Origin of the sequence: Paraburkholderia fungorum (genome assembly GCF_003610895.1) — a bacterium.
Lineage (GTDB): Bacteria > Pseudomonadota > Gammaproteobacteria > Burkholderiales > Burkholderiaceae > Paraburkholderia > Paraburkholderia fungorum_B.
In genome coordinates this window covers 1-18,042 of the sequence record NZ_MCAS01000048.1, presented here as the reverse complement: position 1 = coordinate 18,042, position 18,042 = coordinate 1, and the positions used below count along the sequence as shown (strand labels likewise).

Annotated in this window: 15 protein-coding genes; 8 read left to right on the top strand and 7 right to left on the bottom strand. The window is 61.8% G+C overall.

Going from position 1 to position 18,042, the window contains the following annotated elements; translation table 11 throughout:
• Positions 1 to 197 precede the first annotated feature (197 nt).
• Both BCY88_RS33140 and BCY88_RS33135 read left to right on the top strand, forming a co-directional pair.
• Positions 198 to 1,307 (top strand): porin, encoded by a 1,110-nt coding sequence (locus BCY88_RS33140; RefSeq protein WP_120348349.1) that lies wholly within the window; start codon positions 198 to 200, stop codon positions 1,305 to 1,307.
• 2 nt (positions 1,308 to 1,309) lie between these two features.
• A complete protein-coding gene (locus tag BCY88_RS33135; RefSeq protein ID WP_259461595.1) occupies positions 1,310 to 2,443 on the top strand; it encodes a nucleoside hydrolase in 1,134 nt (377 codons plus the stop codon).
• Between the two features lie 74 nt (positions 2,444 to 2,517).
• Here BCY88_RS33135 and BCY88_RS33130 read toward each other — a convergent pair whose 3' ends face one another.
• Positions 2,518 to 3,444: a LysR family transcriptional regulator gene (locus BCY88_RS33130; RefSeq protein ID WP_120348337.1), complete on the bottom strand. Its 927-nt coding sequence runs from the start codon at positions 3,442 to 3,444 to the stop codon at positions 2,518 to 2,520.
• Positions 3,445 to 3,526: 82 nt separating this feature from the next.
• Between BCY88_RS33130 and BCY88_RS33125 the strand changes: the two genes are divergently transcribed.
• Both BCY88_RS33125 and BCY88_RS33120 read left to right on the top strand, forming a co-directional pair.
• The gene (locus tag BCY88_RS33125; protein WP_120348348.1) at positions 3,527 to 4,873 is read left to right on the top strand and encodes an NCS2 family permease; all 1,347 of its coding nucleotides are present in this window, start codon (positions 3,527 to 3,529) and stop codon (positions 4,871 to 4,873) included.
• Between the two features lie 129 nt (positions 4,874 to 5,002).
• Positions 5,003 to 6,100, top strand: a complete 1,098-nt coding sequence (locus tag BCY88_RS33120; RefSeq protein ID WP_120348336.1) for an adenosine deaminase family protein — start codon at positions 5,003 to 5,005, stop codon at positions 6,098 to 6,100.
• A gap of 64 nt (positions 6,101 to 6,164) precedes the next feature.
• On the opposite strand, the gene BCY88_RS33115 is transcribed toward BCY88_RS33120, so the two are convergent.
• A complete protein-coding gene (locus tag BCY88_RS33115; protein ID WP_120348335.1) occupies positions 6,165 to 7,025 on the bottom strand; it encodes a LysR family transcriptional regulator in 861 nt (286 codons plus the stop codon).
• Positions 7,026 to 7,189: 164 nt separating this feature from the next.
• Between BCY88_RS33115 and BCY88_RS33110 the strand changes: the two genes are divergently transcribed.
• The 3 genes from BCY88_RS33110 (at position 7,190) to BCY88_RS33100 (ending at position 12,093) form a co-directional block, all read left to right on the top strand.
• Positions 7,190 to 8,590, top strand: a complete 1,401-nt coding sequence (locus BCY88_RS33110; protein WP_120348334.1) for a DHA2 family efflux MFS transporter permease subunit — start codon at positions 7,190 to 7,192, stop codon at positions 8,588 to 8,590.
• Between the two features lie 384 nt (positions 8,591 to 8,974).
• Positions 8,975 to 9,913, top strand: coding sequence for a LysR family transcriptional regulator (locus tag BCY88_RS33105; protein ID WP_120348333.1), 939 nt, complete (start codon positions 8,975 to 8,977; stop codon positions 9,911 to 9,913).
• Positions 9,914 to 10,995: 1,082 nt separating this feature from the next.
• Complete coding sequence (locus BCY88_RS33100; protein ID WP_120348332.1) at positions 10,996 to 12,093, top strand: glycosyltransferase family 2 protein; 1,098 nt, start codon at positions 10,996 to 10,998, stop codon at positions 12,091 to 12,093.
• A 25-nt stretch (positions 12,094 to 12,118) separates the two neighbouring features.
• Here BCY88_RS33100 and BCY88_RS33095 read toward each other — a convergent pair whose 3' ends face one another.
• The 3 genes from BCY88_RS33095 to BCY88_RS33085 all read right to left on the bottom strand — a co-directional run bounded on the left by BCY88_RS33095 (position 12,119) and on the right by BCY88_RS33085 (position 14,491).
• Positions 12,119 to 12,844, bottom strand: a complete 726-nt coding sequence (locus BCY88_RS33095) for an amino acid ABC transporter permease (protein WP_120348331.1) — start codon at positions 12,842 to 12,844, stop codon at positions 12,119 to 12,121.
• A gap of 2 nt (positions 12,845 to 12,846) precedes the next feature.
• A complete protein-coding gene (locus tag BCY88_RS33090) occupies positions 12,847 to 13,572 on the bottom strand; it encodes an amino acid ABC transporter permease (protein WP_120348330.1) in 726 nt (241 codons plus the stop codon).
• Positions 13,573 to 13,669: 97 nt separating this feature from the next.
• Positions 13,670 to 14,491, bottom strand: coding sequence for an ABC transporter substrate-binding protein (locus BCY88_RS33085; protein WP_120348329.1), 822 nt, complete (start codon positions 14,489 to 14,491; stop codon positions 13,670 to 13,672).
• A 301-nt stretch (positions 14,492 to 14,792) separates the two neighbouring features.
• Between BCY88_RS33085 and BCY88_RS33080 the strand changes: the two genes are divergently transcribed.
• Positions 14,793 to 15,014 carry a hypothetical protein gene (locus BCY88_RS33080; protein ID WP_025496301.1) on the top strand — a complete coding sequence of 74 codons (222 nt, stop codon included), beginning with the start codon at positions 14,793 to 14,795 and terminating at the stop codon, positions 15,012 to 15,014.
• Between the two features lie 130 nt (positions 15,015 to 15,144).
• Here BCY88_RS33080 and BCY88_RS33075 read toward each other — a convergent pair whose 3' ends face one another.
• Both BCY88_RS33075 and BCY88_RS33065 read right to left on the bottom strand, forming a co-directional pair.
• On the bottom strand, positions 15,145 to 16,458 hold the full coding sequence (locus BCY88_RS33075) for an MFS family transporter (RefSeq protein WP_120348328.1): 1,314 nt from the start codon (positions 16,456 to 16,458) through the stop codon (positions 15,145 to 15,147).
• Positions 16,459 to 17,274: 816 nt separating this feature from the next.
• Positions 17,275 to 18,042: integrase core domain-containing protein (locus BCY88_RS33065; protein ID WP_147408554.1), on the bottom strand; the 768-nt coding region annotated here is incomplete at its 5' end.

Sequence of the window (18,042 nt, the reverse complement as noted above, 5' to 3'; positions counted from 1 at the left end):
CGGCAACGATGCCATTACAGGCGACAAGGACGCTCACCCTGGCAGCGCCCGTGGTCGGCGTTAGCCTGATTGAATAGATTTATTTTATAGAACTATAAAAAAACAACATTATTTTTATAGCCGACGAGTTCGTATAGTCGAGCCCAGTTCGAATGCGCCGTGTGCTCGGCGCCCTCCTTTCCCGCTACTGGACCACGATGAAACTACTCAAGTTCGCCCCTCTCGCGATCGCCGGCGCGCTTTCCAGCGCCGCCCATGCGCAAAGCAGCGTGACGCTGTACGGCCTGATTTCGGCGGGCGTCGGCTATGCGACCAATCAGGGCGGCAAGAACGCGTGGCAGGCACTGTCGGGGACCAACCAGAATCCGCGCTGGGGCCTGAAGGGCATCGAAGATCTGGGCGGCGGCACCACCGCGATTTTCCAGCTTGAAAACGGCTTTAACGTCATGACCGGCACCGCGTCGCAAAACGGCCGCGAGTTCGGCCGGCAAGCGTTCGTCGGGCTCTCCAGCAAGAAATTCGGTACGTTGACCTTCGGCCGTCAGTACGACACGGTGCACGACTACGTCGGCCCCGTGATCATCGCGAGCAACGGCGTGAATATCGGCGACAACGACAACGGCTATAACGACATTCGCGTGCAGAATGCGGTGAAGTACGTGACACCCGACTATCGCGGCCTGAAAGCCACGGCCGAATATGGTTTCAGCAATGCCACCGGCTTTGCCAACAACAACGCGTACAGCTTCGGCGCCGGTTACGAAAACGGACCGCTGAAATGGAGCGTGGTTTACGCGCAATACAACAACCCGTTCAGCGCGACCAATCCGGATGGCGCGATTTCGAACGACTACGCGTCCTCGCTGCTGATCTTCGCGAAGAGCGCACTGCATCCGGCCGCGTATGCGAGCAAGCAGCGCATCTTCGGCACGGGCGGCTTCTATACGGTTGGCCCCGCGCAATTTGCAGCGCTTTTCACCGATGTCCGCTACGATTATCTCGACGGTTCGCATCTGCATTTGCAGAACTACAACCTGAACCTGAACTATCACGTGAGCCCCGCGTTCATTCTCGGCGCAGCGTATGCGTTCACCGACGGCAAATACGATGTGATCAACACGAGCCCCAAATGGCATCAGGTCAATCTGCAAGCCGACTATTTCCTCTCGAAACGGACCGACGTCGCGCTGACGGTGATCGCGCAGCAAGCCGCCGGCGACGCGCAACACGCGCAGATTTTTGCCTACGCTCAATCCACCGGCATACGTCAGATGATCGCGACGGTCGGCATGCGCCACGTATTCTGACCATGACGACCTCTTTCGATCCGGCACAAGAACGGCGTGCGTTTCTGCGCACGGCTATGGGACTGGCGGCGGGCGCCTCGGCGTGGCCGCTCTTTGCAAGCGCGGCGTCAGGCGGTGCCGCGGGGAGTACTAGCGCCGCCAACGCGGCAAGCGGCACGTCCTCGTCGGGCACCGGCGCCTTGCAAAGCGGCACGCGCCACAGCGTGATCATCGATTGCGATCCCGGTCAGGACGACGCGATTGCCATCATGTTCGCCCTCGGGGCGAGCGACCGGCTCGACGTGCGCGCTATCACGACGGTTGCGGGCAACGTGCCGCTCAATCTCACCGAACGCAATGCCCGCATCGTGCGCGACTGGGCCGGGTACACGCAGTCGCTGCCGGTGTACGCGGGCTGCCCGCGACCGCTCACGCGCGAACTGATCACGGCCGCCAATGTGCATGGCAAGACCGGTCTCGACGGCGTGCCGCTGCACGAACCGCTCGCCCCCCTCGCGCCGCAACACGCGGTGGCCTTTCTGATCGACACCTTGCGAGCGGCGCCGCCCCATAGCGTGACGCTGTGCGCCATCGGACCGTTGACCAACCTCGCCAGCGCGCTCATCGAAGCACCGGAGATCCGCGACGGCATCCGCGAAATCGTGCTGATGGGCGGCGCTTTCTTCGAACGCGGCAACATCACGCCCGCCGCCGAATTCAATATCTACGTCGACCCGCAGGCCGCGCAAGTGGTGTTTGCGAGCGGCGTGCCGATCGTCGTGCTGCCGCGCGACGTCGCCGTGAAAGCGCCCATCACGCCGGCACGGATCGCGCCGATTCGCGCGCTCGGCAATCGCTGCGGCACGATGGCCGCCGACATCATGGCCGCAGAAGTTGCGTATCAGAAGGGACGCCGCGGCATCGAGGAAGCGCCCATGTACGACCCTTGCGCGACCGGCTACCTGATCGACCCGTCGCTCTTCAAGGGCCGCGAAGTCAATGTGATGATCGAGACCGTCGGCGAATGGACGCTCGGTGAAACCGTGGTGGACTGGAGCGGGCACAGTGGCCGCAAGCCGAACGCGACCTGGATCACCGAAGTCGACGCGGACGGTTTTTATGCCGCCCTGCGTGCGCGGCTCGCCACGCTGCCGTGAGCGGGACACGCCGCGAGATCATGAAAGGCTCGACATTGGCCGTGCAATCGCTCGTGCGATCCACGTGGGTTGTGTCAGATATGCGCGGCGATCCATTCACGGCAAGCCCGCACGTGCGGGCCGCGATCGTCGCCGTCGAGCGAAATCAGCGCGATCGAACGGGTGACGCGCGGCTTGTCGAGGCGCAAGGCGACCAGCTCCGCATCGTGCAGATGCATGGTGTAGAGACTGGGCAGCACCGCGATCGCGAGGCGATGGCGCACGAGTTCGTACAACGGCTCCGTGTACTCGACGCGGTACGCAACCGTCAATTGCAAACCCTCGGCCCCGCCGGTGCGCTGCAGCGCGTCGCTCACGCTGCCGCGCATGAACACCGCCAGATCGCGGCCCACGAGTCTCGCCCACGCAAGGCTCTTCTTCTGCGCGAGCGGATCGTCGCGCCGCACCACCACCACGATCTGATCCTCGAACAGGTCCTGGTAGCGCAGCGCGGCTTCACCGTCGTTGCCCGCGGCGGACGCATCGGGTTCATGCACGCCCACGCCGAAATCGGCCGCGCCCTGGCGCACCGCATCGATCAAGGCGGTGTTCGGCATGTCGTTCAGCGTGAAGCGGAGCGACGGTTGCCGTGCGCGCAACGAGACGAGCGCGGGCAACAGGCGTGCCGCAGCCGACGGAATCAGTCCGATGCGCACCGTCTGCACGCGTTCGGCAAAGGTGCTCGCCATATCGTCGAAGGTGCCGCGCGCCTGATTGAGCAGACGCTCAGCGAGCGGCAGGACGCTGGCGCCCGCATGCGTGAGCGTGAGCCGATGCGCGGAGCGCGCGAACAGCGGGCCGCCGAGCAGGAACTCGATCTGCCGGATCGCCGCCGTCAACGCAGGCTGCGTCAGGGCGAGCGACTGCGCGGCCTGCGTGAAGCTGCGCGCATGCGCAAGCGTGACGAAGTACTGGATTTGCCGCAGCGTGAGCGCGGGCAGCAGGGACGAACGGTCGGTCATGGAGAGCAATGCATCGACGCAATGCGCAGCAGTATAAATGCGTGGTTACAGGATGAATCAATTGATCAATAACGAATCTTCAATGCCGAACACCAACAATCCGGCACACGTGGCACGCGGCGGCTGGCTGGAACGGCGTTTTGCCCTCGCCGGGCGCAAGACCAGCGTGCGTATCGAAGCGATCGCCGGCATCACGTCGTTTCTCGCCGCCGCGTATCTGCTGGTGGTGATTCCGTCACTGCTGTCGGCGGGCGGCATGGATCGCGGCGCGGCAACTACCGCGACGATTCTCGTGTTCGTGCTGAGCACGGTGCTGATGGCGCTCTACGCCAATCTGCCGTTTCTGGTGGGACCCGGTATCGGCGGCTCGGTGATTCTGGGTATTACGCTCGCAGGCGAACATGTCGCATGGCAAACGGGCCTCGGCATTGCGTTCGTGTCCGGCGTGCTGTTCCTGATCCTGACCCTGGTGGGCGCACGCAGCCTCGTGGTGCGCCTGATACCCGCGCAGATCAAGCTTGGGCTCGGCGCGTCGATCGGTTTGTTCATCGCGGTGCTCGGCTTCCGCAACGCCGGGATGGTGATCGCCAACGCGAAGACCAATGCGCTCGCGCTCGGCGATTTCTCGCGGCCCGGCACCCTGGTGGCCCTGATCGGCCTCGGCGCGGCTGTCGTGCTGCAAGGGCGCCGCGTACCTGGTGCGATTCTGTGGGCAATCCTGATTGCGGCGGCCGCCGGTGTGCCGCTTGGCGTGACGCACATGCCCGCCTCGTTTCTGTCGTGGCCGCACAGCATCGCACCGATCGCCTTCAAGCTCGACATTGCGAGCGCCCTGAGCGTGGCCTCGATTCCGTATCTGTTCGTGTTCTTCGCGGCGGAGTTTTTCTCGACGCTCGGCACCACGCTCGCGGTCGGCGCCAAAGCGGACCTGCTCGACGAAAACGCGAATCTGCCGAACATCAACCGCCCGTTTCTCGTCGATTCGATTGCCGCGACGCTCGGTCCGGTGTTCGGTATTCCGGCGTTGACCGCATTGGTGGAATCCGCCGCAGGCGTTGAGGCGGGTGGACGTACCGGCCTCTCCTCGCTCGCCGCAGCCGCAATGTTCGCCCTGATGCTGCTGTTCGTGCCGGTTGCGCTGGCGATTCCGAAAGAAGCGACCGCACCCGCACTGATCCTGATCGGATTGTCGATGTTCAGCACGATTCGCCATACGCATTTCGACGACTTCAGCGACTCGCTGCCCGTTCTTTCGATGGTGCTGCTCACGCTGATGTCGAACAGCTTCGGCACCGGCATCGCTGGCGGTTTGCTCTGCTATGTCCTCGTCAAACTGCTAGCCGGACGTTTCCGTGAAGTGCCGTGGGGCCTCTATGTGCTGGCCGTGCCGCTCGGCTATTACTTCTATACCGTGGTCAAACCGCATTGAACGCCGTGCCTGAGTTGATCGGCCTGGCGACACCGCCTGCCTGCTCAACCTGGCTACACGTTTTCATTCTGCATTTGCACTAAACTGAATTTGCGTCGAGTTTTACGCACTACCGAAAACCATACCGACATGAAAGAGACACTGGGCAATGTGCCCGCATCGCGCCTCGGCATTGCGCTCACCGATGCTCACCACGCCTTCTTCACGGCGCTGCCGAAGGTCGAATTGCATTGCCATCTGCTGGGCGCGGTACGCCACGAGACTTTCATTGCGCTCGCCGAAAAGAGCCGTGCGCCGATCGAGCGCGACGAGATCGACGCCTTCTACACACGCGGTGAAAAGCCGGTTGGCGTGCTGCGCGTACTGCGCGCGCTCGACGAGCATCTGCTCACGCAGGCAGACGACCTGCACCGCATTACCTACGAGTATCTCGCCGATGCCGCCGCGCACCAGGTGCGTCATAGCGAATTCTTCTGGAATCCTACCGGTACGGTGCGCGTCTCGAAGATTCCCTATGCGGATGCGCAAGCGGCCATCGTCACCGCGATTCGCGACGCCGCGCGCGATTTCGGCATCAGCGCGCGGCTGATTCCGAGCATCGATCGCGAAGCCGATCCCGACGAAGCGGTGGCACTGGTCGACTGGATGTGCGCGCATCGCGCGGACGAAGTGGCGGGCCTCGGTATCGACTACCGCGAGAACGACAGGCCGCCTGAGATGTTCTGGAAGGCGTATCGCAATGCGCGCAATGCAGGCTTCAGGACGACCGCGCATGCGGGCGAATTCGGCATGCCGTGGCGCAATGTCGAAACCGCCGTCGACCTGCTGCAATGCGACCGGATCGATCACGGCTATACGCTCGTCGACAACCCGCAGTTGGCGGCGCTTTACGCTGAACGCGGCATCGTATTCACCGTGGTGCCGACCAACTCCTACTATTTGCGCACGCTTGCGCCGGAAGTCTGGGCAGAACAGCATCCGATACGGCGCATGCCGGGTCTGGGCCTGAAAATCCATCCCAACACCGACGACCCGACACTGCACAAAGTAACGCCGAGTGAGGCATGGCAATTGATGTACAGCCATTTTGGCTTCAGCATCGCCGAGTTGCGGCAGTTCATGCTGAACGGCATCGATGGTGCATGGGTCGACGCAGCAACCCGCCAGGCATGGCGCGCGGCGTGGGGCGCGGAATTCGACGCGTTGGCGGCGGCTCTGCCTGCTTAGGCTTGAACGGTGGTGGAACGGCACCGCCGATCACGCCATCCGCTCATGGTGCGGCCGTGCGGCTTCATTCGCCAATCCACGAACCACGTAAATCGCTTTCATACAGCAATTGCAGCAACGTGCCCGCCGGACGGCTCAGCCGTTTGGCGGCCAGTGCGATAAATTCCACTGACGGCAGCGTCGGCAGACTGGCCGCGTTGAGCGGCGGCGTCAGCCCCCGCGCCGCTAAGTACTGCGGACGAACCGTGATGCCGAGCCCGCCGCGCGCGGCCGCAATACAGCCCGAGTGGCTGCTGCTCGTGCACACCACCTGCCAGCTAAAACCGGCTTCGGCGAGCGCATCGAGCACCACGGCGCGCGTCACGCTCGGCTCAGCAACCAGAATCAGCGGCAGCGGCTGGCTGAGGTCGACCAGCGTACCCGTGCGCGCCAGCCACTCCAGCCGCCCCGTGAAAAGCGGCACGCCGCGGCGGTCACCCAGGCGCCGCTTGCCGACCAGCAGATCGATCGAGCCGGCGTCCAGCAATTCATACAGCTTGCCCGTCATCCCAATCGTGATTTCCAGTTCGACATCGGGATGCGCGTCGCGAAACGCCGCCAGCACCGTGGGTAACGGCCCGAGCGCAACGTCGTCCGATGAGCCTAGCCGCACGCGCCCTTTCAGGCGCGGTGCACGAAACTGCGACTCGGCCCGGGCGAGCGCCTGCAGGATCACGCTGGCGTGCGCGAGCATGGCCTCGCCGTCCGGGGTCATGGCGAGCGAATGGGTGTCGCGCACGAACAGGCGCCGTCCCACGCTCTCTTCGAGTCGCCGGATATGTTCGCTGACGCTCGACTGCGTGAGATCGAGTTGCCGTCCCGCCTCGGTGAAGCTATGGCAGGCTGCCACCGTTGTGAACGTCTTGAGCCAGATGGGATTGAGCATGCTTCATTGTGAGCCTGGTTATCGGCAAAGTCGATAACAGTCAACGCCCTCAGCAGGGTTCCCGATTGACGGCGATGTCAATATCATGACGCCATCCCCCCAACGATTGTTTCGAGCATGGGCCGCCGTTCTGTCCCCGCCACCGCCCTGTCGCTCATTTGAATATGAACAAGGATTCCGCCCAGACAGCGCTACTCTGGATCGTCGCCGCCGGCTTTTTCATGCAGTCGCTCGACACGACGATCGTCAACACCGCGTTGCCGTCGATCGCGAGGAGCCTCAACGTCGCGCCGCTCGCGATGCAACCGATCGTGGTCGCCTACACGCTGACAATGGCGATGCTCACGCCCGCGTCGGGCTGGCTCGCCGATCGCTTCGGCACACGGCGCGTGTACTTTGCGGCGATTCTCATCTTCGTGCTTGGATCGATCTGCTGCGCGAGCGCGCATACGCTCGGCCAGCTGGTGCTGGCGCGGGTCCTGCAAGGGCTCGGCGGCTCGATGCTGTTGCCGATCGGCCGGCTCGCCGTGCTGCGCAGTGTTTCGAGCGAACAATACGTGTCGGCGCTCGCGTTCATTTCGATTGCCGGCCAGTTGGGGCCGATCGCCGGTCCGACGCTAGGCGGCTGGTTCGTCCAGGCCATTACATGGCACTGGATTTTCCTGATCAACGTGCCGATCGGCGCCTTGGGACTCTACGCGGTGCAGCGGTTCTTGCCGGCGCATGGCGAAACCCAGGCGCCGCCGTTCGACTTCGTCGGTTGTGGGTTGCTGTCGCTGTGCATGATCGCGTTTTCGCTGGCCGTCGACGCGCCGGTCCCTTCGCACCGCGCAGCCTGGTCGGCAGCGCTCTTCGCGCTCGCCGTGGCCAGCGCGCTCGCCTACATTCCGCATGCGAGGCGCCGCAGCAATCCCCTATTCAAACTCGCGCTCTTTCGCGAACCGAATTTCAGTGTCGGACTGATCGGCAACCTGGTATGCCGCATCGGCTCGAGCGCCGTGCCATTCCTCGTGCCTTTGCTGCTGCAATTGCAGCTTGGCTACACACCGCTGCATTCCGGCCTGATGATGCTGCCCGCCGCCCTGGCCGGCACCCTCACCAAACGCTGGATTGCGCCACTCGTGCGCCGCTATGGCTATGACGCCTTCCTGCTCGTCAACACGGTGATCGTGGGTTCGTCCATCGTTGCGCTCGCATTAATCACGCGCAGTACGCCGCTGATCGTCGGGATCGTGATTCTGGCCGTGTTCGGCGGCGCCAACTCCATGCAATTCGCGGCGATGAACAGCGTCACGCTCAAAGGTCTCTCGCATGAAGACGCCGGCAGCGGCAACAGTCTCTTTTCGATGGTGCAGATGCTGGCGATCGGGCTGGGCGTCTCGATCGGCGGCGGCCTCGTGAATCTGTTCTCGGCGCAATGGGGATCGACGGCGCTCGGCTTCCGCCTGAGCTTCGTGTGCGTGGGCGTCATCACGCTGGTGTCGGCGTGGATATTTCGCCATCTCGACGAGGCGCCCGTCACGCGCGAGGTGCGCCGGCAAGCGACGCAGGGCACGGGACGCTGAGCAGCGCCACTCGATCCGGCAGCCGGGTGCCGGAAAATCCTTCTCCTGGTTCGTTCAAACGCACGCCTCCTCGATGGTGGCGCCTGCAATATTCGATCAATCGGCAAAATCGATAATAAAAACTCGCGGCTTGATCGCGTTCTCCGCCGATTGGCACCGATATGCCTGTTGCATAACGAGAGCCCCTTTCCACGGCACATCTGGTCAAGTCATCCAGATCGGCGCAGCGCGTATGCCTGACGCGGTAGCGTGGCGCTTATTCCACTCATGATGCAGCGTCATTGATGCGCTCCAATGACCGGTGTTTCCCGATACCCACGTATGAATTCAAACGATATTTCGCGTTAGCATGTCACGCATTAATGCATAACAAAGGAATATCACATGCCATTTGACGAGCGCATGCTGAACGGCATGGGCGTGCTGACGGCGATCGTCGACTGCGGTAGTTTTGCGGCGGCAGGCGAAGCACTCGATATGTCGCAATCCGGGGTTAGCCGTTCGGTTGCGCGGCTGGAAACGCGCCTTGGCATCCGGCTCTTTGACCGCACCACTCGTTCGGTCACGCTGACTGACGAGGGCCGGCGCTTTTACGAACAGATCGTCCCGCTGCTGGGTGGGCTCGAGGAAGCGGCCGCAACCGCGGCACAGGGCGCCACGGCGATACGCGGGCGTTTGCGCGTGAGCATGGACCCGCTGTTTTCGCGTCTCGTGCTGGGACAGAGACTGGGGGGCTTCATCGACAAGCATCCCGATCTGCAACTCGAGTTGATCACGCGCGACCAGTTAGGCGATATGGTCGCTGACGGTTTCGATCTGGCGATCCGCTTTGGCACGCCTCCGGTTTCGACGCTGATTGCACGCAAGCTGATCGACACGCGGATTATGACGGTGGCTGCGCCGTCGTATCTGAAGAAGCATGGCCATCCGGCGAGCCCTGCGGAGCTCGAAAGCGGCAAGCATGTGTGCATCAAGTTTCGCGATCCGCTGACGGGTTACCCGTTCAATTGGGAGTTTCATCGTGGGCGCAAGAAGATCGCGATTACGCCGCAGGGTCGCTTGACTATCAATGACGTTGGCACTTTGCATAGTGTGTGCGCCGCGGGCCAGGGTGTCGCTCAGGTTCTCGCGCTTGGGGTCGAGTCGTTGCTCACCAGCGGCAAACTGGTTGAACTGTTTCCCGATTGGGCGGATGGGGTTTATCCGCTTTACGCGCTTTATCCTTCGCGGCATCAGCCGCCGGCCAAGGTAAGGGCGTTTTTTGATTTTATTGTGTCGGTGATGGGGGGTGGGGGTTTGGGGCGCGAGGGCGCTGTGGGTTGAAGTGAGGGGTTGGTTTTTTTGCCTGCTCGGCGGTTGGTTGGCTGTTTGTCTGTTTGTATGCCTGCGGTGTTGGGCTTGTCTTGTGCTGGGTTCTTCTTTGGTCTTTCCTTGAATTGTTCGTGGGCGGGTTTGGCTGTGCTTTTATGGCGTTGGCCTTTCCTTGTTGTGTTCGTGGTTTATTAGTGTTGCCCCTGTGCGGGGCGGCACTTACTTTCTTTGCCGCCGCAAAGAAAGATAAGCAAAGAAAGCGGCTCACACCGCCAGCTCATAAGCGGGGCCCCCGCACAGCCACGGTAGTGGTGCATCTGGAATCAGTGTTCTCGCACATTCGGCGTTAGTGACAAGGGCGTCATACTTCCGGCGGCGCTGCGCGCGCCGAACGGTTCTTCATAAAACCACCCATCGCGCGTTTGCTCTTGCGGTTTGTCTCGGTCCCTGGCTCGTCGGTGCATCGCAGCTGCTGATACGACTGCGGCCCCCGCTACCCGAAACGAAGCCACCGGTTTCCCATGCAGACCCATCCGCGACGCACGCAGTGCGGAGTGGGAGCGGATGAGCGCCTTGTCGCTAACGCGGAGTGTGCGAGAACACAGATTCCAGATGCACCACTACCGTGGCTGTGCGGGGGACCCGCTTATGAGCTGGCGGTGTGAGCCGCTTTCTTTGCTTATCTTTCTTTGCGGCGGCAAAGAAAGTAAGTGCCGCCCCGCACAGGGGCAACACTAATAAACCATTAACAATTCAAGGAAAGGCCAACGCCACAGGCAAACAGCCAAAAACAACCCACGAACAAAACAAGGAAAGGCCAAAGAAGAACCCAGCACAAGCCAAGCCCAACGCCACAGGCATACAAACAACCAAACAACCGCCGAACAGGCAAAAAAAACCTCAAACACCTTTCCTACGTTTTGGCCTCAAACCCGCACAAATCCTCCCCTTCGAACCGCTTTCACAGCGCAGACATTTTTTCCGATTTATTACAGATTATTTTTTCCCTGTAATCACCTATTTTTCTGCATGCAGCAAGGTGTGCACACAACGAACCGGCTGCCGCCCCTCAACAGAGAAGAAAGGAGACGCCTGTGTTCACCTTCTCCCCCAAGTCCCATCCGGCTCCCAGGGTTTCCATCTGCCTGCCAACCTGCAATCGGCCCGAGTTGATCGCCGCCTGCATCGATTCATGCCTCGAGCAGACCTACGGCGACCTCGAGATCGTGATCGGCGACGATTCAAAGGACCAACGCACCCAGCAACTGATCGCGCAGCGCTATCCAAACGACCCACGCATCCGCTACGTGATGAACCAGCCGCCGCTCGGCCAGGCCCGCAATGTCGCGAGCCTGTTCGAGCGCGCTCGCGGCGACAAGATCCTGCTGATTCACGACGACGATCTGCTCACCACCGACGGAGTCGAAAAACTCGTGTCGCTATGGGCACTTCACCCACAACTGGAAGTCGCATTCGCCGACCAGTATGAGGCCGATCACAACGGCACCATCGACCTCGACGCGAGCACGCGTCTGAACATCGCGTTCCGCCGCACAAGAGACGCCGAAGGCTTGCAGCCCTTGCCCGGCAGAACCGGCCTGATCCAGATGTTCCCGAACAACGGCTGGATGGCCAACGCCGACCTGGTTAAACGGATCGGCTACACGGATCAGTACGGCACGTGTTGCGATTTCGTGTTCGGCACCGAACTCTGTCTCGCGGCGCGCGAGGTGTTCTATCTGCATGAATATGTGTCCGTATACCGGAAGACGGCGACCTCGATCTCGCATAGCACGCGCGGCACGACAGGTTCCGCGCCCGTCAGCGCGTATGCGTTCGTCAAGGCGCTGAACCTGCCGCCGCAACTGGAACCGTCACGCAAGCTGGCGTTGCGCCGGCTCGCGCCGATTGTCGTCTCGGTTCACGCGAAGAATCAGCAAGCGGCGCCCGGTTTGAAGATCCTGTTCACGCATCTCTTTGCCTACAACTACGGTTTGAGCATGCGGTTTTATTACCACCTGCTGATGCTCTCACGCGCGGCTGTGAACCTGCGGCAGCACGCAGCGGTGACAGGTGTAGCTGCGGCAGCATCCGGTGTGGCCGCAGCGGCATCGGCTGTCGTCGCCGAGCCGGCGGCCGCTGTGACGGAGCTCGTTACCGACATCGTGACCGACCGGTCCGAGCTGATCTGACTGCCGCCGCAGCTGGGCGCGACAGTCAGTCGCCGGACAATACCTGAGTAGCAGCCGGCGCGAGCGGCCGCACGATACGCCTGCGCCGCGTCAACGCATACGTGGCGACGCGGTCAAGCGCCGTGCACAGCACAAGATAGATGAAGCCGACGAGCAAAAATATCTGCGCGGGATAGACCATCAGCCGATTGCTCACCTGCGTCGCGACGAACGACAACTCCCCAACGCCGACGATATACGCAAGGGAGGTGTCCTTCACCAGCGACACCCATTGATTCACGAACGAAGGCGCCATGATGCGCATTGCCTGAGGCAGCAACACGTAGCGCAGCGTTTGCATCCGCGTGAGGCCGAGCGACAATCCGGCTTGCCACTGCCCGTCGCCCACCGCGCGAATGCCCGCGTGCACCGAGTGCGCAAGGTACGCACCGCCGATCAGCGAGAGCGCGCAGACGACCGTCGCGAGTCCGGGCACATCGACATGAAAAACCACCGGCAGCAGGAAATAAGTCCAGAAGATCAGCATCAGCACAGGAATCGCGCGAAAGAAGCCAATCACGAGCAGCAAGGGGATGCGGGCAACGCGCCCTGCCATGGTCAGCGCAACACCGCCCGCGACACCGAGCACCGCCGAAGCAAGCGCGGAACACAGTGCAAGCACCAGCGTAAGCGCCGCGCCACCGAGCGGTCCCTGTGGAAAAGCGCCGACCAGCAGATACGGCAAATTATTGGCGAACAGCGACCACGTCATGCTCAGCGCCTCGCGAATGAACGCTCGCGCGCGTGCGTCACCGTATGCGAAACGGCTTCGATCACCGCGATGGCGACGATGTACAACACGGTTGCCACACCGAATGCCTCGAAAGTTTTGAAGCTCTCCGTCTCGACCTGACGCGAGGCATACGACAATTCGGCAAGACCGATTGCCATGGTCAGCGACGAATTTTTCACGAGGTTCATGTATTGGCCGAAGAGCGGCGGCAGCGAAATGCGCACGGCTTGCGGCAGTACGACGTAGCGGAAGGCCTGCAATGGTGTGAGACCCAGGGCTGCGGCCGCGGCATGCTGACCTGCCGGTACACCGCGCAAACCGGCCTGAAACTCCTCGGCGATGAACGCTGCCGTATAACACGTGAGCCCGACCCAGCCGGCGACAAACTCGAACGACGGCCAGCGCAACGCATACGCGCCGAGCTGCACGCCATGCGGCATGTTCAGCCATTGCATCATTGCGTCGGGCATCAGCGTGGCCGCGCCGAAGTACCAGAAGAACAGTTGCACCAGCAACGGCGTATTGCGAAACACCAGCACATACGTGGTCGTTGCACGGCGCAGCCAGCCGTACCGGGCATGACGCGCGATCGCCAGCACGAAACCCGCCAGGGTGGCCGCGAGCGCCGCCGTCAACGCAAGACCCACGGTGACGCCGAAGCCTTGCCACAGCCACGTCAGATACTTTGGAGCGAGCCACGCCTGCATCGTTAAACCTGCGTTTATAAAACCATTCTTTCGAAAATGCCGACGGGCACGTTACCCCTGTGCCCGTTCATTCCTGGGTGCTGCAGCGGCACGGAGATCAGGTCTTGTCGCCGATCCTGAAGATGCGTGCGAGCGGCGTCTTCGTTTGCGGACCGAACCAGCGGTTGTAGATCTTCGCGGCCGAGCCGTCGGCTTCCAGTCCTTTGAGCGTATCGTTCACAAAGCCGACGAGACGCGTCTCGCCCTTCGGAATGCCGACGCCCATGTAGTCGTTCGAAATCGTGAACGCCGGGATCTCGTAGTTCTGCTTGTCTGGTACGTTGGCGAGCAGGCCGACCAGCTTCGGACCGTCCTGCGTGATTGCCTGCACATTGCCCGCGCGCAGTGCCGCAAATGCGAACGGCGTGTCGTCGTACGCGACGATCGTGGCTTGCGGGAATTTCTCGCGCAACGTGATCTCGTTGGTGGTGCCCTTGTCAGCGCCCACCCGCAGGCTGTTGATCTGATCCGGCGACTTCAGCACGCCCTTCTTGGCCAGAAATTGCTGGCCCGACGAGAAATACGGAATGCTGAAATCGACCTGCTTGGCGCGCTCGTCGGTGATCGTGAAGTTGGCGAGCACCAGGTCCACTTTCTTCGACGCGAGGAATGGAATGCGGTTGGCAGGATTGGTCGGCTGCAGTTCGAGCTTCACACCGAGCTTGTCGGCAATGGCCTTCGCGTAGTCGACATCGAGGCCGACGATGTGGTTGCTGCTTGCATCGACATAACCGAACGGCGGATTGCTGTCGAAGGTTGCGACGCGCAGCACGCCTGCTTTCCTGATGTCGTCCAGACGATCGGCATGGGCCAAGCCCGGGACCGTCATCGTCAGCCCCGTCATGGTCACTAGCCAGGCAGCGAGTAATTTCGATTTCATTTTTATGGATCTCTTTGTTTGTATGCGATGCATATGCGCTGTTTCAGAAACGGATGCGTGTTGGCGATATCCGTCGCAAATCCGCCGCCATGCTTTCGCAAGCACGAAGAGCGACCGATGGCCACGCATGGCGTCACCTTAGCAGCGGCGCCACGCGCCCCGAACCAAGAAATGCTCCTGTAATAAGCGCGTTTTCTGCTAAGCATCCGCTCATTAGCAAACGCGTATTTGTCGCTTGGTCGCGCGCGTGCGGCTGATTAGGATGAGACTCGAACCGTCATCAGCGTCGAGGTGATTTGCCATGTCCGACAGTGCCTGTTTCAAGCCGCGTGTGATCGAGCCGGTCGTCGTCAATCAGCCGGAAGGATTGGGACTGGCCGTGGAGTTATGGCTTGCGCACCCCGTCGATGGAATTGCGGGGCGAGCCGTGCAGATTCATTTGCGCAGCGACGCGAAGATGGCGCAAGCCGAGACGCTGCGCGATCTGCTGCATGCGCTGGGCACGGAGATCGTGGTGGCATGAGCATGAGCATGCGCCGTGCTTGCAGCGCTCGCCGTGCAGATCGGTGAGATAAAAAAACGGCGGCCGGGTTGCCCCTGGCCGCCGTTCTCAAGCAGCGCTCATGCGCGCTGTTCGAGCGTGCCGCTCACGCTCAAGGCTCGTGACGCAGATACCCTTCTTTCGAAGGATCGCGCATGCGCAGCGACACGAGGCCGGCGATCGCGCACAGCACGGTCACATACCAGTAGAACATCGTCTCGTTGCCCACCGACTTCAGCCACAGCGCGACGTATTCCGCCGAGCCGCCGAAGATCGCATTGGCCACCGCATACGACAACCCCACGCCAAGCGCGCGCACTTCCGGCGGGAACATTTCGGCCTTGATCAGGCCGCTGATCGACGTATAGAAGCTGACGATCGCCAGCGCCACGACCACGAGGCCGAAGGCCGCGTACGGGCTCGTCACGTCTTTCAGGGCATGCAGCAGGGGCACCGTGCCGATGGTCGCGAAGAAGCCGAAAAACAGCATCGACCGGCGCCGGCCGATACGATCCGACAAGGCCCCGAACGCCGGCTGCATGATCATGTAGACGAACAGCGCCGCGGTCATCACGTTGCTTGCCGTCTTGGCGTGCATACCGGCCGTGTTGACCAGGTACTTCTGCATGTACGTGGTGAACGTGTAAAAAATCAGCGAGCCGCCGGCCGTAAAGCCGAGCACCGTCGCGAATGCACCCTTGTGCAGCCACAAACCGCGCAAGGTGCCGGCTTCCTTGCGCTGTCGCGTTTCAGCCGTGGTGGTTTCTTCGAGCGATTTACGCAGATACAGCGCGACCAGTGCCGCCAACGCGCCGATCACAAACGGCACGCGCCAACCCCACGCTTTCAGCTCTTCGGTGGAGAGGGTTTGTTGAAGGATCACCAGCACCAGCAGCGCGCACAACTGGCCGCCGATCAGCGTGACGTACTGGAACGACGCGAAGAAGCCGCGGCGGCCCTTGAGCGCGACTTCACTCATGTAGGTGGCGCTGGTGCCGTACTCGCCGCCCACCGACAGGCCCTGGAACAGGCGTGCGACCAGCAGGAGCGCCGGCGCCAGGGCGCCGATCTGCGCATAGGTGGGGAGCACCGCGATCACCAGCGAGCCGCCGCACATCATGAACACCGACACCATCATCGCGGTTTTGCGGCCGTGCTTGTCGGCGAGCCGGCCGAAGAACCAGCCGCCGATCGGGCGCATCAGGAAGCCCGCGGCAAAGACGCCCGCGGTGTTGAGCAACTGCGTGGTGGTGTTGCCGCTCGGGAAGAAGGCCGGCGCGAAGTACAGCGCACAGAACGAGTACACGTAAAAGTCGAACCACTCGACGAGGTTGCCCGATGAAGCGCCAACGATCGCGAAGATGCGGCGCCGGGTGTCGTGTGCGTCGTGAGCCGTGGCCACGGTTTGGTCGGATAGGTCGGTCATGCTGTTCTCTTTCCTTGTCTTTAAACGGAGGTAGCGGTCGTGGCGCCGCCTTCACAACACGCGTATCGAGGTGTCGCAGGAGGGCCTGCAGTCCTGTAGCGCGTGTGCGCGAATTTTACAGAATTGCAAGGGGGAGATGGGGGTTTGTTAGGGTTGTTGGTGCGTGGGGACTGGGGGTTTTGCCTTCTCGGCGAGTTTTTTTAGAGTGTTGGGGTTTTCTTGGTTCTGGGTTTTTGGCCCTTTTTTGTTCTGGTTTTTTTGGCCTTTCCTTGAATTTTTAGTGGTCTATTAGTGTTGCCCCTGTGCGGGGCGGCACCTACTTTTCTTTGCCTGCCGCAAAGAAAAGATAGGCAAAAGAAAGCGGCTCAAACCGCCAGCTCATAAGCGGGGCCCCCGCACAGCCACGGTAGTGGTGCATCTGGAATCAGTGCTCCCGCACACTCCGCGCGAGTGACAAAGCACTCATCAGCTCCCACTCCGCACTGCGTGCGTCGCGGATGGGTCTGCCACGGAAACCGGGCGCTTCGTTTCGCGTAGCGGGGGCCATCGGCTTCGCCTCGGCGAGGTGCCGGAAAACGCGCTGGTTCTCAAACTGCGCGTCGGCGCGCGCAGCGCCGCCGGAAGTATGACGCCCTTGTCACTAGCGCTGAATGTGCGGGAGCACGGATTCCAGATGCACCACTACCGTGGCTGCGCGGGGGACCCGCTTATGAGCTGGCGGTTTGAGCCGCTTTCTTTGCTTATCTTTCTTTGCGGCGGTGTATAGACCGGGGACATGATTGACAAACGTGCGGGGACATCATTGACACTTTATGGTCAGCGATTCTCGCTCCTCAGGTCAAGGGTGAGGATGCGGTGATGTGCAAACCAGAATTCAAATACGCCGTCTTCGCCCGGCTTTGCGCGTGCTGCAACCGGCAGCCCATAAAGAGCATTCGAGACCTTGAGATGCCGTCCTTCAAAGCGTAGCCGGCCGTCGGATTTGACCCGCAGCACCACGTCATCCGGGCCGTACTCTGGCTCCTGCAGCGCTGATGGATACGCCCGCGGGCTCGGCTTGTAACGGCTGATCGGTGTATCCATGCCGATCGCTTCATGCGGGCGCTCGCAGTTATATATGGTGCGCCAGCGGTCCAGTTCCTGCTGCACGTGCTCCTGCGTAGCGAAGCTTCGTCCGTTCAGCACTTCTGCCTTCAGCGTCCGGTGAAACCGCTCATCCTTGCCGTTGGTCTGCGGGTGATACGGCCGGCTGTAGCTGATGCGGATGCCCAGCCGGATCAGCCAGACGGCCAGCTCGGTAAGCTGCCCCGGACTGCCGGGCGAGCCCCACGGCGAGCCGTTATCGGTGTTGATGCGCAACGGCAGGCCGTAATGCCCAAACGCCTCCCTTAAGCCTGCCTGCACGGTAGCGGTGTCGGTGGGGCCACAGGCGCGCAGCAGGATGCTGAAGCGCGAGTGATCGTCCAGTACCGTCAGGGGGCTGCAGCGCTCCTTCCCGAGGGTCTCGAAGTGCCCCTTGAAGTCCATCTGCCAGAGTACGTTGGGCTGGTCGTGCTCAAAGCGCTTCCAGGGCTCGCTCATCGC

What these genes read in the sequence shown, in the direction of transcription:
- BCY88_RS33135 (WP_259461595.1), top strand. Translation starts at nt 1,310, where the DNA reads ATGACGACCTCTTTCGATCCGGCACAAGAACGGCGTGCGTTTCTGCGC.
- BCY88_RS33085 (WP_120348329.1), bottom strand. Translation starts at nt 14,491, where the DNA reads ATGAAATCGAAATTACTCGCTGCCTGGCTAGTGACCATGACGGGGCTG.
- BCY88_RS33105 (WP_120348333.1), top strand. Translation starts at nt 8,975, where the DNA reads ATGCCATTTGACGAGCGCATGCTGAACGGCATGGGCGTGCTGACGGCG.
- BCY88_RS33090 (WP_120348330.1), bottom strand. Translation starts at nt 13,572, where the DNA reads ATGCAGGCGTGGCTCGCTCCAAAGTATCTGACGTGGCTGTGGCAAGGC.
- BCY88_RS33075 (WP_120348328.1), bottom strand. Translation starts at nt 16,458, where the DNA reads ATGACCGACCTATCCGACCAAACCGTGGCCACGGCTCACGACGCACAC.
- BCY88_RS33125 (WP_120348348.1), top strand. Translation starts at nt 3,527, where the DNA reads ATGCCGAACACCAACAATCCGGCACACGTGGCACGCGGCGGCTGGCTG.
- BCY88_RS33140 (WP_120348349.1), top strand. Translation starts at nt 198, where the DNA reads ATGAAACTACTCAAGTTCGCCCCTCTCGCGATCGCCGGCGCGCTTTCC.
- BCY88_RS33115 (WP_120348335.1), bottom strand. Translation starts at nt 7,025, where the DNA reads ATGCTCAATCCCATCTGGCTCAAGACGTTCACAACGGTGGCAGCCTGC.
- BCY88_RS33080 (WP_025496301.1), top strand. Translation starts at nt 14,793, where the DNA reads ATGTCCGACAGTGCCTGTTTCAAGCCGCGTGTGATCGAGCCGGTCGTC.
- BCY88_RS33130 (WP_120348337.1), bottom strand. Translation starts at nt 3,444, where the DNA reads ATGACCGACCGTTCGTCCCTGCTGCCCGCGCTCACGCTGCGGCAAATC.
- BCY88_RS33110 (WP_120348334.1), top strand. Translation starts at nt 7,190, where the DNA reads ATGAACAAGGATTCCGCCCAGACAGCGCTACTCTGGATCGTCGCCGCC.
- BCY88_RS33095 (WP_120348331.1), bottom strand. Translation starts at nt 12,844, where the DNA reads ATGACGTGGTCGCTGTTCGCCAATAATTTGCCGTATCTGCTGGTCGGC.
- BCY88_RS33120 (WP_120348336.1), top strand. Translation starts at nt 5,003, where the DNA reads ATGAAAGAGACACTGGGCAATGTGCCCGCATCGCGCCTCGGCATTGCG.